Genomic DNA, 15,606 nt, shown 5'->3' with positions numbered 1-15,606 from the left:
GGCGCTTTCGCGCCGCCGCCGCGGTCCCAGTCCCGACGCCCGTCTCGGGCGTCGGTCACCCGCGCCCGCGACTTACGAGTAGACGTGCGGGGCCAAGATGCCGATCGAACGGAGGTTGCGGTAGCGCTCGGCGTAGTCGAGGCCGTAACCGACGACGAAGGCATTCGGGATGTCGAAGCCGACGTAGCGCGCCTCGATGTCGACCTTCGCCGCTTCGGGTTTGCGCAGCAGGGCGCAGACCTCGAGGGATGCCGGGTTGCGGCTCTCGAGGTTGGTGCGCAGCCACGACAGGGTGAGGCCGGAATCCACGATGTCTTCGATGATGAGAACGTGCCGCCCGGCGATGTCGGTGTCGAGGTCTTTCACGATGCGCACGACGCCGCTCGACTCGGTGCTCGTGCCGTACGAGGAGGTCGCCATCCAGTCCATCTCGACATCGCGCTTCAGTTCGCGGGCGAGGTCGGCCATCACCATGACGGCGCCTCTGAGCACCCCGACGATGAGCAGATCACGGCCTTCGTAGTCGGCTTCGATCTGGCGGCATAACTCGGCGATGCGGCCGTGGATCTGGTTTTCCGTGTAGAGCACCTCGGTGAGGTCGCCCTCGATGTCAGCCGTGTCCATCCGCGCCTGTCTCCCTTGCTCGAAACTCGATCATCCCACCCGACCTCACAACCCTCACACCGGGAACGTCGATCCCCCCCTGACCGTGCCAATCGGTCACCAGTCGCGCGATCTCGAGGGTGTGCGCGCGGCTGAGTGACACCCCGAACTCGCTCGCCACCACGAGCCGGATGAGCCGCTGCCGGAGGGCGGGCGGGTTGGCGGCGAGCGCGGCGACCGGGAGCGCGAGGCCGGCTTCGACGTGTTCCGCGAGGTCTTCGGCGACCTCGTCGGCGAACGCGTCGAGCGCCGCGGAGTCTTCCCGCAGTTGCTCGGCGGTACGGGCGAGGGCTTCCGCGACTCCGGGTCCGAGTTCGGCTTCGAGCCCCGGCAACACGTTCTTGCGCACGCGCACACGGGTGTACGCCGGATCGTCGTTGTGCGGGTCGGCCCACGGCTCGAGCCCGGCATCGATGCACGCCTGCACGGTCGTCGCCCGACGGATGCCGAGCAGCGGTCGACGGTACAGCCCCGCCACCGGCGCCATGCCCTGCAGACTCGCCGATCCGCTGCCGCGCGCGAGCCCGAGCAACACCGTCTCGGCCTGGTCGTCGAGGGTGTGCCCGAGCAGCACCGCGACAGCGCCCGTCTCGGCAGCGGTCAAGTCCAGGGCGGCGTACCGGGCGGCGCGCGCCGCGGCCTCGGGCCCACCGTCGGTGGCGACGGCGACTCGCACGACGCGAACCGGATCGAGCCCGAGTGCCCGCGCCTGCTCGACTGCCCGCTCGGCCACGACATCCGACCCGCTCTGCAGCTGATGGTCGACGATCACCGCACCCGCCGACACCCCGACCCTGGGCGCCTCGAAGGCGACCGCGGCGGCGAGCGCCAACGAGTCCGGTCCGCCCGACAGCGCGACGAGCACGAGTGGCTCTCCGTTTTCAGGAATCTGGGTTGGAGGAGTGATGGATGTCGGCTGAGATGCCGCATCTGACTCGACATCCGCAACTTCCACCCCACCACTTCCTGAAAACGGAAAGAGGCTCGCGCGAACCGCACGGCGCACGTCGGCGACGGCGGGCGTCAGCCGCGGACGAGCGGATTCAGGCATCGACTAACGTTAGACCCGCCTTTCCGAAGAACCAGGAGCGTCATGTCCGAGAGCTACGCCGTCGTGATCGAATGCCCAAAGGGCAGCCGCAACAAGTACGAGGTCGACCACGTCACCGGTCGGGTCATGCTCGACCGGGTGCTTTTCACCCCGATGGCGTACCCCACCGACTACGGATTCTTCGAGAACACGCTCGCCGACGACGGCGACCCGCTCGACGTGCTCGTCATCGGCGAGTACCCGCTGTTCCCCGGTATCGGCATGAACGTGCGGGTCGTCGGCGTCTTCAAGATGACGGATGACGGAGGCGGCGACGCGAAGGTCATCGCCGTCGCCGCGGGAGACCCGCGCTGGGATCACATCCAGGATCTCGCCGACGTGCCGGAGTACAAGCGCAAAGAGATCGAGCACTTCTTTGAGCACTACAAGGATCTTGAGCCCGGCAAGTGGGTCAAGACCGAAGGCTGGGGCGACAAGGCGGAAGCCGAGTCGATCGTTGCTGCCAGCTACGCCGCGTACATTCCGGCCGCAGGACGCTGATTACCCCACCCATTCGTGCCGATTGGCGTCGTTCGCTGCGATAGCGCGCCATTTCGCACGAATCGGCGGGTTCGGCTGCGCTAGACCGTTCCGTCGGATCCGATCAGGCAGCCGTCGCCCCACTGGGCGGGCTGAGTCCAGCCGAACTGGGTCGACAGTCGCTGGGCTGCGCTCGAGAGCTGGACGACGCAGTCGACCCAGCGCACATCCACCGCTGAGCCAGCGTCGGACTCGAACCCGAAGATGCCGTGCGCGATTTGCGCTTCGAGGTCGAGCCGGTCGGTGACCGCCGGGTCGCCGAGGAGGAGGCTGGTGAACTCCGCAGCACCGGGTCCGGTGACGATCGGCACCGTGCAGCCGAAGGCTCCCGGATCGTCTTGGGTTTCGGCGACGCTGCGGCCCTCGCCGAACGACGCGACGACACCGCCGGCCGCGATCGCGACGGTCATGCCTTCCGGCCAGTCGCCGACCATCGTGAGTTCTGACGTGACGACGCCGGTCGGCTCGAAGCCGGGAAAGAGTTCGAGTTGCGAGGTGATCGCGTTGGGGCAGGCGTCCAGCACGGCCTCGAACGCGTCGGGCGCATTCAGGTTGGTCTGCGCGCGGTTGAAGGTGAGTTCGAGGCGCACCTCGTCGCCGTCGGCCTCAGCGGTCACCGACACCCGCAACAGAGCGCTGCCCGGCAGTGCGCTGACCGTGGTCGGAGTGTCGGTGGGCTCCACCTCGACGGGGGTGGTGGCCGTCGGTGATGCGGAGGCTGTCGGGGTCGGCGTTGGCGTTGGCAGCCCGATGGCACACCCGGTGAGCACTCCGACGCTCACAGCGACAAGTCCGGCGAGGGGGGGAAGCATCCTGCGGCGCATCCCTCGATTGTGTCAGCCCGTGGGCCTGCCCACGTAGGGAACCAGGTCTCCGTAGCGCACATTCACGATTCGCACGGGTGCAGAAGGGTTCGGCGCCTCGACCATCTTGCCGCCCCCGAGGTAGATCGCGACGTGATATTTGCGGGGGTTGGAGGCCGATCCGCCGTCGGAGTAGAACAGCAGATCACCGCGCTGCATCTGGTCGCGGGGCACGAGACGACCTTGCGCGTTCATGTAGTTGTACTGATCGGTCGAGGAGTGCGTGCCGATGTAGACCCCGACGGATGCGTAGCTCGCCTTCGTCAGACCTGAGCAGTCCCACGCGTTCGGGCCCATGCCACCGAGTTGGTACGGCTCGCCGACCTGCGCGGTCGCGTAGGCAATCGCGTTCTCGACGGCACTCGAGACGGGCGGCGGCGGAGTCGGGTCGACGCCGGGTGGCGGATTGGCTGGCGGAGGCGCTGGCGGGGGCGAGCTCGGCGGGTTCGCAGCCAGCCCCTCCTGGTATTCGCGTTCGACCGCTTCGGTGGTGCCTTTGAGGGTCGCGAGCTGCGCGTACATCCGGTCGATGTCAGCGCGCTGCGCGTCCGCTTTCGCCTGTGCGTCGTTCGCAGCGGCCTGGGCGACGTCGAACTTCTCTTGCGCGTCGTCGGCGAGCTTCTGCCGTTCCCGCTCGGCGGCGCGGGCATCCTTCGCGAGTGCCTGCGCGGTCTTCTTGTCGTAGATCGCGCGGTCCAGCAGCGCGGCCGACGAGGAGGTGAGGCGATCGGCGGTGCCGAGCCGCGCGAGCAGCGTGTCGGCGTCGTCCGCCGAGCCGAGCAGCAGCCCGAGGGTGACGTCGCCGCCCCCGCTTCGTGCGAGCTGGGCGACGATCACCGCGACTTGCTGCTCCGACTTGTCGGCGCGCTCCTGCGCCGCATCCGCTTGGCTCTTCAGCCGGTCGAGTTTCGCGGTGGCAGCGTCGAGGGCGGTGGCCGCAAGCGCGTACTCTTCGCCGAGTTCGAGCGCGATGCGGTTGAGTTCGGCGGCCTCGGCTTCGAGCCGGATGAGGATGCCCTCGATCTGCTCGACCGTCGCCTGAGCCGTGGCTTCGTTGTGGCGGGCCTGCTCGACGTCGTCCCAGCTCGGGTAGTCGGGCTCGCGCAGCGCCATCGCGGGCATCGGGTTGGCGAACGCCAGCAACAGCGTTGCGGGAACCCCCGCCGCTACCGCGCGTCGTCTGCGCTTGCCGTCTGCCACCGAGTGCTCCTAGAGCGTGATTCCCTGGTTACGCATGAACGGCACGGGGTTGGTGACGTCGCGGTTGCCGTTGATCCGAACGATGTAATGCAAGTGGCACCCCGTGGAGTCGCCGGTCGAGCCGACCTTCGCGATCGGCTGGCCGGGACCGACTTCCTGCCCAACGCGCACGCCGATCTGGCCTGCCTGGATGTGGGCGTAGCCGGAGCCGGTGCCGTCGCGGTGGTCGATCGCCACGTAGTAGCCCCAACTGCCCAGCCACCCGGCGTAGGTCACGACCCCGGCGTGGGCGGCGCGGATCGTCGCGCCGCAGCCCTGGCCAGCGAGGTCGGTGCCGGTGTGCAACTGGTAGACGCCGGTGACCGGGTTGGTGCGCATGCCGAAGTGGCTCGAGATGTAGCCGGCCGACGGACGTGCCCAACCACTTTGGCTGATCTCGCCTTCGGCGCCATCGCCCCACTGCGCTCGGATGCCCGCGTTGTAGTTCGCGGTCGTCTCGTGACGGATCCCCGCGAGGTAGTCGATGCGGGCGCGCACCTCCGCGATGTCCTTCTCGGTCTGCGCAAGCTTCTCGGCCGCCGCGATGGCGGCGGCCTGGGCTTCTTGGAAGGCCTTCTCGGCGACGAGCCGAAGCTCATCGAGGATGCCCTGGGCGACTTCCGCCTGGTCGGCGAGGGCCTCAGCACGGTTGCGCAACTCGATCGCCTTCGCATACAGGTCGGCGTAGCGGTCGCCGATGACCCGGCTGAGTTCGAGGCGGTCAAGCAGCGCGTCAGGCGAGCCCGGGGTGGTGAACAGGCGCGGTGACAGGTCGGCCGAACCGCCCGACTTACTCATTTCGGCGATCACCTGCGCCGCGATTGTGTAGGCCGCGTCGGCTTCGGCCTGTGCGGCCGCGGTCTGTTCGAGCAGCGAGTCGGTGATGATCTTCTGCTCGTCGTAGGCCTGGAGAGCCTGGGCGTAGATCGCGCCCTTGGCATCCGCTTCAGCCTGCGTGCGCTGGGCGTCGTCTTGAAGCCCCTGCAGCTGGCCTTCGAGACTGGCGCGCAAGGCCTTGGCCTGTGCCTCGTTCTTCTGGGCGGCGACGACCTCTTCCCAGCTCGGATAGTCGGCCGTGACCGAGGCGTTCGACGGGGCGATTCCACCGAGCACGGGAAGCAGGGCAAGAGCGACGGCAGCTGCGAGCACCCGGATGCGGCGCGTCACAGTCGACGGCGTCCGTGCGCCGTCAGCCCCCCTGGACATCCGTCCCATGTGTTTCCCCGCATCTTCCCGTCGCCGACGCCCCAACGTCACAGGAACAACATCGGCAACACTAACAACAAAGTCTCAATGGCGACTTGAACCTAGTTCAGGGGGCCTGCGGAGCTCGGTTCATCTGCGGGGTGTCCGGTATCCCAGCGATTGGCGTTTCCGACCCGCCGACCGTATGCTTGACCCTCGGTTGCTGTGCGGTTCGCACCTGCGTGTCGCACTTCACGGCCCCATCGTTTAGTGGCCTAGGACACCGCCCTTTCACGGCGGCAGCACGGGTTCGAATCCCGTTGGGGTCACGCAATCGATGTACACCACAACTCAATAGCAAGGCCCTGTAGCGCAGTTGGTTAGCGTGCCGCCCTGTCACGGCGGAGGTCGCGGGTTCAAGTCCCGTCAGGGTCGCGGAGTGGAAGCCTTTCCGCGAGGGAAGGCTTCTTCGCCATCCAGGCTCTGTAGCTCAGTTGGTAGAGCGTCCGACTGAAAATCGGAAGGTCACCGGATCGACGCCGGTCGGAGCCACCACTCGAAGCCCCCGCCGACGTAGCGGGGGTTTCGCTCATTCGGCGCTGATCAGAGCGTCAACGGCGGCAAGTAGGTCGGGGCCGAGGAACGGCTTGACGAGGAAGTCGTCAACTCCCGCCGCGCGCGCTCGGTCGATATCCGACTGCTGGTTGCGGGCGGTGAGCATCAGAATCCGGGGGCGCAGTCCGCCCTCCGACGCGAGGTGCTCGACGACACCCAGCCCGTCGAGGCGAGGCATCATCCAATCGAGCACGACGACTTCGGGCATCCGTTCGCGGATCAGCTCGAGTCCGTCGATCCCGTCTACGGCGGATCGCACCTCGTGCTCAGCGCGCTCCAGCCGCCGCACGATGAGCATTCGGATGTCGTCATCGTCTTCCACCACGACCACGCTGCCCAAGCGACACCCCCTGTACTGGCGTCGCCGGAAGCGGGACGGCGCGACTACCGTCGCAGTATATTCCGCAACGGCGCGACGGGTGGGGAAGCCATGTATCGGGACAGTCTGACGGCAGCCATTCGCCGTCAGCCAACCCAACGGTACGTCGCCTGGACCGCGACTCTGCTCACGCTCGTCTTCATCGTGAGCCTCCTGTCGGCCGAACTGCGGTTTCCCGGGGCGTCGACCGCGCCGTGGTGGCCAGCCGCCGGGATCTCGGTCTTCGCGGTCTTTGCGGCGCGAGGACGGGGCGTCGCCGTCTCGGGACTGGTCATGCTCGTCACGGCGGTCGCCAACTTTATCTCCGGAACGACCTGGTGGGTGGCGATCGGTTTCGGGATCGCCAACGCCGTCGAAGCCTGGCTGATCGTCGCGATCATGCACTACCGGCGGCGACCAGGTCATCGCTTCCGGCACGGTGACAGCGTCCGCTTCCTCGGCGCGACCGCCGCAGGAGCGGGCGTGGTCGGGATGCTGGTCGGTGTCGTCGTCGCGCTCGACGGAGGAGATTTGCTGGAAACCGCCGCCCGGGTCGCAGCCTCCCACGGCAGCTCGGTGCTGCTCATCGGCGTTCTCGGAATCGTGCCCCTCTCCTCGTTCATCCCTCGGCGTCCGTTCGAGCTCGTCGTGCAGCTGCTTCTCCTCGGCGTCGCCGTCGGAATCCCCTTCGGGGTCCTCCCGCACCTGCCCCTGGCCTTTCTGGCCTTCCCGCTGTTGGGGTGGGCCGCGTTCCGCTTCACCGCCGGGGTGACCCTGATCGAAGTGGCGCTGGTCTCCATAGCCGTCGCCGTGGTGAGCTTCCTCGGCGGGGGAACCTTCGCCGCCGCCGCTGCCGGAAACGGCGACCTTCTGGTCGCGCTCATCCAGGTCTTCACGCTGAGCATCGGCGCCTCGCTCATGTCGCTCGCCGTCACCCAGGACGATCGAACGGATCTCTACTGGCGGCTCAGCGCGAGAGAGCAGTTGTTGCGAGGCGCTGTTGTCAGCGCGCACGCCGGGTTCGTCGTGGTTCGGCGCCAGGATGACGGCGATTATCGGGTCGTCGAATCAAACCCGAATGGCGAACGTCTGCTTGCCTCCTGGCTCACGCCGGACGGCGAAACAACGACCGTCGATGGCAATCAGGTTGCGACCCTCAGCGCGTCCGGTGCCGACGGAAGGGCAACCAGCATCGAGCTCCCTGGGGGTGTCCACCTCGAGCTCACGGCGAAACCCGTCGCGGGAGACGCCCACCTCCTGCTCATCGAAGCGATTGACATCAGCGAGCAGACCAAAGCCGCCCGGGCGCTCGCCGACGCCTTTGTGAACGAGCGGGAGGCCGCGGATCGGATGCGGGGGCTCGCCGCGCAGAAGGACGAATTCGTCTCGTCGGTGAGCCACGAACTGCGCACGCCCGTCACGAGCATCCTCGGCTACGCCGAAGAGCTCGGCGAGGCCGACCTTCCGGAGGACGCGCGTCGAAGCGTCGACGTCATCACGCGCAACGCCCGAAGGCTCGCCGCCTTGATCGAAGACCTTCTCAACTTGTCGCGCGAAGCCGGACTGTCCTCAGCGGAGCCAACAGCCGTCGAGGTGCGCTCCGCGATCACCGACTGCGTCGAGGAACTGTCGGCCATCGCGAATCGCGCTCGCGTCACCGTCGAGGTGACGGCGGGTGAGGACTACGTGGTCGCCGGCGACAGGCTTGGGTTCGACCGCATCCTCGTCAACCTGCTCGCCAACGCGATCAAGTTCACGCCGCCCCGCGGACGGGTCGACGTCACAGTCTCTGGAAGCGGCGGCGGTTTCGCTTGCATCGAAGTGGCCGACACCGGCCGCGGCATTCCGCCGGGCGAGCTGGAGATGTCTTCGAGCGCTTCCACCGCGTCACCGGGAAGAACGAGTTCGTGCCGGGCACTGGGCTCGGGTTGCCGATCGTGCGCGACCTGGTCACCCGGATGGGCGGCCGTATCGAACTGCGTTCCGATGGCGCGACCGGAACTACGGCAGTTGTCGAGCTTCCTCTGTTCAAATAGATGCATGGCGGACGCGCAGCATCCCGATGAGCCGCATGGACCGGGCATCGCGAGCAAACTCAACTGGCTGCGCGCCGGCGTGCTGGGTGCGAACGACGGCATCGTGTCGGTCGCCGCGATTGTGGTCGGCGTCGCGGGAGCGACTCCCGCCTTCGCCCCGATCCTGACGGCCGGTGCGGCGGGTCTTGTTGGCGGCGCGATCTCGATGGCGCTCGGCGAGTACGTCTCGGTGAGCAGCCAGCGCGACAGCCAGCGGGCGCTCATCGCGAAAGAGACCCGCGAGCTGCGAGAGATACCCGACGAGGAGCTCGACGAACTGACGGGGCTGTATGCGGCGAAGGGTCTCACGCCCCAGACGGCCCGCCAGGTGGCGGTCGAGTTGACGGCGCACGACGCGCTCGCGGCTCATCTCGAGGCCGAGCTCGGCATCCGAGAAGAGGATGTCGTCAGCCCTTGGCAGGCGGCGGGAGCGTCGGCGGCCGCGTTCACCATCGGTGCCCTGCTGCCGCTCGCCGCGATCCTGCTGCTGCCGGAGCCGGTGCGCATCCCGTTCACCTTCGTCGCCGTGCTCGCCGCCCTCGCCGCGACGGGCGCCCTCAGCGCGTGGATCGGTGGCAGCCCGTGGCTGCGCCCCACCCTGCGGGTCGTGATCGGCGGAGCTCTCGCCCTCGGCGCGACCTTCCTCATCGGCACGCTGCTCGGGGTCTCGGGCGTCGTCTGAGTTTGGCCGGCCGACCCTGGTCGCTGACGGGGGTGCGTCTTACCCTAGGGCGATGGACGTCATCCTGATTCCCGGCTTCTGGCTCGACGCGTCGGCATGGGATGACGTCGCGCCCAAGGTGCTCGCGGCCGGCCACGAGCCGAAGCCGATCACCCTGCCCGGGCTGGTCCCCGCCGACCCCGGCGTGGGGTTGCGCGATCAGGTCGACTACGTCGTGGGGCTCGTGGATGCCGCGGCTGGCCCGGTGGTGCTCGTCGGGCACTCCGGCGGCGGAGCGGTCGCCCACGCCGTCGTCGATGCCCGACCCGACAAGGTCGCGAAGGTGATCTACGTCGACTCGCTCCCGCTTGGCGAAGGCGGGCTCATCAACGACGGGTTCACTGCCGTTGATGGGATGGTGCCGCTTCCCCCGCGGGACGAGTTCGACGACGAGTCGGTCGTCGACATGGACGATGAGCGCTGGGCGGCCTTCCAGGCACGCGCGCTCCCCATCCCCGAGAAAGTGGCATCCGAAAAGCAGGTGCTCACCGACCCGCGGCGCTACGAGGTGCCGGTGACCGTCATCACCTCAGAGCTGCCGGAGTCGATGCTGCGCGACCTCATGGCGAAGAGTCACCCCTACGTCACCGAGCTCGCAGCCGTGAAGAACTACGAGATCGTTGAACTGCCGACCGGGCACTGGCCGATGCTGAGCAAACCCGCCGAACTCGCGGCTCTCGTCGCGGCCGCCCTCCCCCGGGCCTAACCCTTGCGGGGCGCGGTCTCCTCGACCGGAGCCTTGCCCGACGCCTTCAGGGCGGCGTAGTAGGCGCGAGCCTCATCCTGCCGCTGCTTCTCGGCACCGGTCGCGATCGGCGCGCGCAAATGCTCCGGCGCGAAGCCGAAAGCATCCACGAGGTCGAGCGCGTGCGTGCGCAGGCGCGGCAGCAGGCGGTCGTCGATGTAGTCGGTGACCGCAACGGCCCGGGCGGTGGAGAGCCGGCCGTTGACGAGGTACCAGGCGAGGTGCTTCTCGATGAGAGTGAAGCCGAACAGGTCGCGCAGCCAGGTAAGCACCTGCCGGGTACCGGGGTCGGAGATCCCGTCGAGCGCGTCGGTGAACGCCTCCCATTCGAGCAACTCGGCGTGCGCGTAGGCGGCCTCGATGAGCTCGTTCTGGTTGGAGTTGAACAGTGCCGCTGCTTTGTCGGGCGGCAACTGCCCGACGCCCTTCAGGCGACCGGCGATCTCGGCGACCATCGTGTGCACGCGGTCGGTGAGCAGCTGGCGCTGCGCTGCCGGTCCCCGCACGAAGCCGATCGACCGCGCACGCGAACCGAAGTCGGCGACACTTTGCACGAATGACCGCAGGCCGGAGCGGTTGATCGCCACCTCGCCCACCTGTGCGGCGACGAGGCCGGCGATGGCTGCGGCATCCGCGTTCTTGAAACCCTTCGCGTAGTCCGCGAGCAGGCGCTTCGCGACAAGCTGCAGCAACACGTTGTTGTCGCCCTCGAAGGTCACGTAGATGTCGAGGTCAGCCCGCAACTGGGTGATTCGGTTCTCGGCGAGGAAGCCGGCCCCGCCGCACGCCTCGCGCGACTCCTGAAGGATGTCGAGTGCCGACCAGGTCGAGAACGACTTCAGCGCCGCGGCGAGGGTTTCGAGTTCTTGGCGGTCGGCATCCGTCGCCTTCTCGCCGCTGAACACCGCGTGGAACGTCTCGAGCAGTCGCTCGTGGGCGAACGACATCGCGTACGTCGTCGCCAGTCGCGTGATCAGCCGGCGTTGGTGACGCTGGTAGTCGAGTAGCACGACCTCGTCGCCTTCGGGTGAGTCTGCGAACTGACGCCGCTCCGAGCCGTACGTGATCGCGATCTTGAGTGCCATCTTGCTTGCGATGACCGCCGCGCCGTCGAGCGAGACCCGGCCCTGCACGAGCGTGCCGATCATCGTGAAGAACCGGCGGCCCGGGCTCGTGATGCTGGAGGTATAGACACCGCTTTCGTCGACATCCCCGTATCGGTTCAGCAGGTTGGTACGCGGCACCCGCACGCCGGTGAAATGCAGCCGGCCGTTGTCGATGCCGTTGAGCCCGCCCTTGAGTCCGTCGTCGTCGCCGCCGATTCCGGGCAGGAAGTCCTTGCCGTCGCGGATCGGAACGTAGAGGGCGTGCACGCCGTGGTTCACCCCGTCGACGATGAGCTGCGCGAACACGACGGCCGCCTGGCCGTGGAGCGCCGCGTTGCCGAGGTAGTCCTTCCACGCCGCGCGGAACGGGGTGTCAATGACAAACTCATCTTTCTCGGCGTCGTAGGTCGCGGTCGTGCCGATGCTGGAGACATCCGACCCGTGGCCGGTTTCGGTCATTGCGAACGCACCGGGCACCGCGAGGCTCATGGCGCCCGGGAGGAAGGTGTCGTGGTGGTACTCGGTACCGAGGTGCATGATCGCCGCGGCGAAGAGCCCCCACTGAACCCCCGACTTGATCTGTAGTGATGGATCGGCGATGACGATCTCTTCGAACTGCGCGAGGTTGCCGCCGTGGTCGTCGAATCCGCCCAACCGGGTCGGAAAGGCCCGCAGCACGGTGCGCTCCGCGACGAGCAGCTTCAACTGGCCGAGCGCGCGCTCGCGGTGGTCGTCCATCGACTGCCCGGGGATGCGGTGAAACTCGTCGCGCTTCAATAGCTCGCGCGAGGCAAGCCGCACGTCCTTCCAGCGACCGAGCAGCGTCTCACCGAGCGCCACGACATCGATGTGTACGTCGCCGCCAGGAGTCACCGCGGCGGCGCGGTCCACGAGATCCGTCATGCTCACACGGTACGGGCGGGTGGCGTGGGTGCGCAGAATCGTCGTCGAGGGCTACGAAACGGCCATGCATCGGGTCGCTCCGCGTTGTGGCGACCCTACAAGTTCAGCGACGCGCGTTCGGAGCAGTCCTACAGCTGCGCGCCGGGTGCGAAGGTGTCACAGACCCCGACGCCCTGCGTATAGCCCGCGTTGAACCACTTCTGCCGCGACTCGCTCGAGCCGTGGGTCCAGGTCTCCGGGTTCACTTGGCCACCACCGAGGGTCTCCTGGATGTGGTCGTCACCGACCGCCGCCGCCGCGTTGAGGGCATCCGCGATCTCGGCATCTGTCGGCTCGACGAGGAACGGAGTGCCGCTCTCGTCGGGCACCGTTGATGCCGCCGCGACCCACGCCCCGGCGTAGCAGTCGGCCTGCAGCTCCAGCCGTACCCCGTCGGAGGTCGGGCCCTGATCCTGAAGGTCGAGGCCGTTCATGGTTCCCGTGATGTTCTGGATGTGATGGCCCCACTCGTGCGCCACGACGTAGAGCTGGGCGAGCGGACCGCCGGATGCCCCGAAGTCTTCGCGCAAGTCTTGGTAGAACGCGGTGTCGATGTACACCGTCTGGTCGGGCGGGCAGTAGAACGGGCCGACCGCGCTCGTCGCGCTGCCGCATCCTGTGCTCACCGAGCCTTCGAAGATGACCAGCGCCGGGGCCGTGTAGCCCTCGACCTGGGTCTCCCAGTAGGCGTCGAGAGCCACCGCGGCGCCCTTCATGCGGCAGTCGATGTTCTCGTTGGCATCCTCGCCGGTCAGGCACTGGTCGAGGGTGGTCTCTTCGACCGTCGGTTGGCCGCCGCCGAGGATCGGGGCGAGACCGGTGAGGTCGACACCGACCAGTTGGGAGACGACGACGAGGGCGATGACGACGAGGCCGCCGCCACCCGCGCCCAGGGCCGCGTTGCGCCCGCGCTTGGAGACGCGCCCGCCACCGATGTTCGCGTCGTCGTTGAAAGTCATGAGCAAACGCTACCCGGGCTCGCCGGATCGCGAACCCCCTTGCGCTCTCAGGCGATACAGCACATGGCGGCGCAGCGGGTCACCTTCTGCAACGTTGGGGTTGTCGAAATCGTCGCAGGGATCGTGCGTGAAGCCGAGTCGCCCCATGACGGAACGCGACCTCTCGTTACCAACGCTCGTGAACGACACCAGCTCGGGGATACCGAGGTCGTCGAATGCGAAACGCATCACCTCCTGCGCCGCCTCGGTCGCAAAGCCGTGCCCCCAGGCATCCCGACGCAGCCGCCAGCCGATCTCGATCGCCGGCGTGAACGTCGCCTCGAACCCCACCGGGCTGAGCCCGGTGAACCCGAGGAACCGGCCCTCGTGCTCGACCGCCCACAGCCCCCAGCCGCGCGCCGACAGCGCCGTCGAGATGCGGTCGAACGCGGCGTCCGCTAGCGCCCGGTCGAGCGTCGCCGGAAAGTACTCCATCACCTCGGGGTCGGCGTTCATCGCCGCCCAGCCGTCACGATCCTCCTCTCGCCACTCGCGGAGCACGAGCCGCGCGGTTCGGAGTGCGTTCACGCCGCCTGCTCGGCCGCCGCGACGACTTCGAGCACGCCGTCGCCGTACGCCTCGAGTTTCTTCTCGCCGACCCCGCTGATCGTGCCGAGCTGCTCCCGCGAGCCGGGCTTCGTCACGGCGATCCCGCGCAGGGTCGCATCCCCGAACACGATGTACGCGGGAACGCCCTGCTCGCGCGCAACCTGCGCCCGCCACTCCCGCAGCCTCTCGAACAGACCGCGGGCGGCATCCGGCAGTTCCACCCCGGCGCGCTGCTTCGTCACCTTCACCCGCCGCTCCGGCTCGCGGCGCAGCATCACCTTGCGCGAGCCGTCAAGCACCTCGGCGGCGGTCGGAGCGATCACGAGCGTGCCGTAGCCGTCGGAGCTCACGGTGAGCAGCCCCTGCGCGAGCAGTTGCCGCACGACGCCACGCCACTCCTGGTCGCCCAGCTCGGTGCCGATTCCGAACGTCTTCAGCTCGTCGTGCCGGTTGGAGCGCACCCGATCGGTCTCTTTGCCGAGCAGGATGTCGATGAGCTGACCCGCCCCGAACCGCTGGCTACGCTCCCGCTGCAGTCGCACGACGGTGGACAGCAACTTCTGCGCGGGAACCGTTCCATCCCATGACTCGGGCGGTTGCAGGCAGGTGTCGCAGTTGCCGCAGGCTTCGCTCGGCTGGCCGAAGTACCCGAGAAGCTGCTGACGTCGGCACGACACCGTCTCACACAGCGCGAGCATCGCATCCAGGTGCTGGCTCATCCGGCGCTTGTGGGCGGCATCCCCTTCGCCGTCGTCGATCATGCGGCGCTGCTGCACGACGTCTTGCAAGCCGTAAGCCAGCCACGCGGTCGACGGCAGCCCGTCACGGCCCGCGCGCCCCGTCTCCTGGTAGTAGCCCTCGACACTCTTCGGCAGGTCGAGGTGGGCGACGAACCGCACGTCGGGCTTGTCGATACCCATGCCGAACGCGATCGTCGCGACCATCACGACGCCGTCTTCGCGCAGGAACCGTGACTGGTTGCGCGAGCGTACCTGAGCGTTGAGACCCGCGTGGTACGGCAGCGCCGGGATGCCCTCCGCCACGAGCGCGTCGGCGGTCTTCTCGACGCTCGCCCGCGACAGGCAGTAGACGATTCCTGCGTCGCCCGGATGCTCGCTCTTGAGCAGCGACAGCAACTGGCTGAACGGCTGGTTCTTCGGGTCGATGCGGTACTGGATGTTCGGTCGGTCGAACGATGACACGAACTGCTGCGCCTCACGCAGATCGAGCCGTTCGGCGATCTCTCTGCGGGTGGCCTCCGTCGCCGTCGCGGTGAGGGCGACGCGGGGCACCGCCGGCCAGCGTTCGTGCAGCACCGAGAGGGCCAGGTAGTCGGGGCGGAAGTCGTGCCCCCACTGCGATACACAGTGCGCTTCGTCGATCGCGAAGAGCGCAACATCCACTCGGTCGAGCAGCGCGAGAGTCTGCTGCAGCTTCAGTCGCTCCGGCGCCAGGTAGAGCAGGTCGACGTTGCCGGCGAGCAACTCGGACTCGACCCGGTGCCGCTCCGCCGCGTCTTGCGTCGAGTTGAGGAACGCCGCACGCACGCCGACCGCAGAGAGGGCATCCACCTGGTCTTGCATGAGGGCGATCAGCGGCGAGATCACGACGCCGGTGCCCGGCCGCACGAGAGCGGGGATCTGGTAGCACAGCGACTTTCCGCCGCCCGTCGGCATGAGCACGAGGGCGTCGCCACCCGACACCACGCGATCGATGATCGCCGCCTGCTCGCCGCGGAAGTCGGCGTACCCGAAGACCCGACGCAAGATGTCGAGCGGGGCCTCTGGGGCAGCGGTTGTCACGCGCCCACCCTACGACGCACCGCCGATCCGGCAGCCGACCTGGGGACTCAGGACGGCCACCGGACCCGGGGCGGGTCAGTACGCGAGAATCACCGTCGCAGTGCGCGACGCCTCG

At 68.0% G+C, this 15,606-nt stretch carries 13 protein-coding genes, 3 tRNA genes and 1 pseudogene; 7 read left to right on the top strand and 10 right to left on the bottom strand.

Annotated elements, in window-relative coordinates:
• Positions 1-72: 72 nt before the first annotated feature.
• Positions 73-624 (bottom strand): hypoxanthine phosphoribosyltransferase, encoded by a 552-nt coding sequence (gene hpt / locus RMO30_RS11225; protein WP_309713372.1) that lies wholly within the window; start codon positions 622-624, stop codon positions 73-75.
• Positions 611-1,714, bottom strand: coding sequence for a tRNA lysidine(34) synthetase TilS (tilS, locus tag RMO30_RS11220; protein ID WP_309713370.1), 1,104 nt, complete (start codon positions 1,712-1,714; stop codon positions 611-613). Before tilS ends, hpt begins: the two co-directional genes overlap by 14 nt.
• Positions 1,715-1,756: 42 nt before the next feature.
• Here tilS and RMO30_RS11215 point away from each other — a divergent pair, with 42 nt between their 5' ends.
• Positions 1,757-2,254, top strand: coding sequence for an inorganic diphosphatase (locus RMO30_RS11215; protein WP_309713368.1), 498 nt, complete (start codon positions 1,757-1,759; stop codon positions 2,252-2,254).
• Between the two features lie 80 nt (positions 2,255-2,334).
• On the opposite strand, the gene RMO30_RS11210 is transcribed toward RMO30_RS11215, so the two are convergent.
• From RMO30_RS11210 to RMO30_RS11200, 3 genes are read right to left on the bottom strand one after another with little or no spacing between them, the layout of a single operon-like run.
• A complete protein-coding gene (locus RMO30_RS11210; RefSeq protein WP_309713365.1) occupies positions 2,335-3,105 on the bottom strand; it encodes a hypothetical protein in 771 nt (256 codons plus the stop codon).
• Positions 3,106-3,129: 24 nt separating this feature from the next.
• Positions 3,130-4,356 (bottom strand): C40 family peptidase, encoded by a 1,227-nt coding sequence (locus RMO30_RS11205; RefSeq protein WP_309713363.1) that lies wholly within the window; start codon positions 4,354-4,356, stop codon positions 3,130-3,132.
• Positions 4,357-4,365: 9 nt separating this feature from the next.
• A complete protein-coding gene (locus RMO30_RS11200; RefSeq protein ID WP_309713361.1) occupies positions 4,366-5,562 on the bottom strand; it encodes a M23 family metallopeptidase in 1,197 nt (398 codons plus the stop codon).
• Positions 5,563-5,836: 274 nt separating this feature from the next.
• Between RMO30_RS11200 and RMO30_RS11195 the strand changes: the two genes are divergently transcribed.
• The 3 genes from RMO30_RS11195 to RMO30_RS11185 all read left to right on the top strand — a co-directional run bounded on the left by RMO30_RS11195 (position 5,837) and on the right by RMO30_RS11185 (position 6,135).
• Positions 5,837-5,909 (top strand) — tRNA-Glu (locus RMO30_RS11195).
• 32 nt (positions 5,910-5,941) lie between these two features.
• A tRNA-Asp gene (locus RMO30_RS11190) sits at positions 5,942-6,015 on the top strand.
• 44 nt (positions 6,016-6,059) lie between these two features.
• A tRNA-Phe gene (locus tag RMO30_RS11185) sits at positions 6,060-6,135 on the top strand.
• A 34-nt stretch (positions 6,136-6,169) separates the two neighbouring features.
• Here the strand turns inward: RMO30_RS11185 and RMO30_RS11180 are convergent.
• A complete protein-coding gene (locus RMO30_RS11180) occupies positions 6,170-6,493 on the bottom strand; it encodes a response regulator (RefSeq protein ID WP_309713379.1) in 324 nt (107 codons plus the stop codon).
• Positions 6,494-6,625: 132 nt separating this feature from the next.
• Between RMO30_RS11180 and RMO30_RS11175 the strand changes: the two are divergent.
• The 3 genes and pseudogenes from RMO30_RS11175 (at position 6,626) to RMO30_RS11165 (ending at position 10,055) form a co-directional block, all read left to right on the top strand.
• Positions 6,626-8,589, top strand: a pseudogene (locus RMO30_RS11175) (ATP-binding protein).
• A 4-nt stretch (positions 8,590-8,593) separates the two neighbouring features.
• Positions 8,594-9,310, top strand: coding sequence for a VIT family protein (locus RMO30_RS11170; RefSeq protein ID WP_309713376.1), 717 nt, complete (start codon positions 8,594-8,596; stop codon positions 9,308-9,310).
• 52 nt (positions 9,311-9,362) lie between these two features.
• Positions 9,363-10,055, top strand: a complete 693-nt coding sequence (locus RMO30_RS11165; protein WP_309713358.1) for an alpha/beta hydrolase — start codon at positions 9,363-9,365, stop codon at positions 10,053-10,055.
• Here the strand turns inward: RMO30_RS11165 and RMO30_RS11160 are convergent.
• From RMO30_RS11160 to recQ, 4 genes are all read right to left on the bottom strand, one after another.
• The gene (locus RMO30_RS11160; RefSeq protein ID WP_309713355.1) at positions 10,052-12,103 is read right to left on the bottom strand and encodes an acyl-CoA dehydrogenase; all 2,052 of its coding nucleotides are present in this window, start codon (positions 12,101-12,103) and stop codon (positions 10,052-10,054) included. The two genes, RMO30_RS11165 and RMO30_RS11160, sit on opposite strands and share 4 nt — an antisense overlap.
• A 128-nt stretch (positions 12,104-12,231) precedes the next feature.
• A complete protein-coding gene (locus RMO30_RS11155) occupies positions 12,232-13,101 on the bottom strand; it encodes a neutral zinc metallopeptidase (RefSeq protein WP_309713352.1) in 870 nt (289 codons plus the stop codon).
• 9 nt (positions 13,102-13,110) lie between these two features.
• Positions 13,111-13,668: a GNAT family N-acetyltransferase gene (locus tag RMO30_RS11150; protein WP_309713350.1), complete on the bottom strand. Its 558-nt coding sequence runs from the start codon at positions 13,666-13,668 to the stop codon at positions 13,111-13,113.
• On the bottom strand, positions 13,665-15,491 hold the full coding sequence (recQ, locus tag RMO30_RS11145) for a DNA helicase RecQ (protein ID WP_309713348.1): 1,827 nt from the start codon (positions 15,489-15,491) through the stop codon (positions 13,665-13,667). Before recQ ends, RMO30_RS11150 begins: the two co-directional genes overlap by 4 nt.
• Between the last annotated feature and the right edge of the window lie 115 nt (positions 15,492-15,606).

Origin of the sequence: Pseudolysinimonas sp., assembly GCF_031389465.1 — a bacterium.
GTDB lineage: Bacteria > Actinomycetota > Actinomycetes > Actinomycetales > Microbacteriaceae > Pseudolysinimonas_A.
The sequence above is the reverse complement of the archived record's forward strand: the minus strand, read 5'-3'. Positions and strand labels throughout refer to the sequence as shown.

Bases quoted from the DNA above. Each gene is read 5' to 3' on its own strand.
- hpt (WP_309713372.1), bottom strand. From the start codon at position 624: ATGGACACGGCTGACATCGAGGGCGACCTCACCGAGGTGCTCTACACG.
- tilS (WP_309713370.1), bottom strand. From the start codon at position 1,714: ATGCCTGAATCCGCTCGTCCGCGGCTGACGCCCGCCGTCGCCGACGTG.
- RMO30_RS11215 (WP_309713368.1), top strand. From the start codon at position 1,757: ATGTCCGAGAGCTACGCCGTCGTGATCGAATGCCCAAAGGGCAGCCGC.
- RMO30_RS11210 (WP_309713365.1), bottom strand. From the start codon at position 3,105: ATGCTTCCCCCCCTCGCCGGACTTGTCGCTGTGAGCGTCGGAGTGCTC.
- RMO30_RS11180 (WP_309713379.1), bottom strand. From the start codon at position 6,493: ATGCTCATCGTGCGGCGGCTGGAGCGCGCTGAGCACGAGGTGCGATCC.
- RMO30_RS11170 (WP_309713376.1), top strand. From the start codon at position 8,594: ATGGCGGACGCGCAGCATCCCGATGAGCCGCATGGACCGGGCATCGCG.
- RMO30_RS11165 (WP_309713358.1), top strand. From the start codon at position 9,363: ATGGACGTCATCCTGATTCCCGGCTTCTGGCTCGACGCGTCGGCATGG.
- RMO30_RS11160 (WP_309713355.1), bottom strand. From the start codon at position 12,103: ATGACGGATCTCGTGGACCGCGCCGCCGCGGTGACTCCTGGCGGCGAC.
- RMO30_RS11155 (WP_309713352.1), bottom strand. From the start codon at position 13,101: ATGACTTTCAACGACGACGCGAACATCGGTGGCGGGCGCGTCTCCAAG.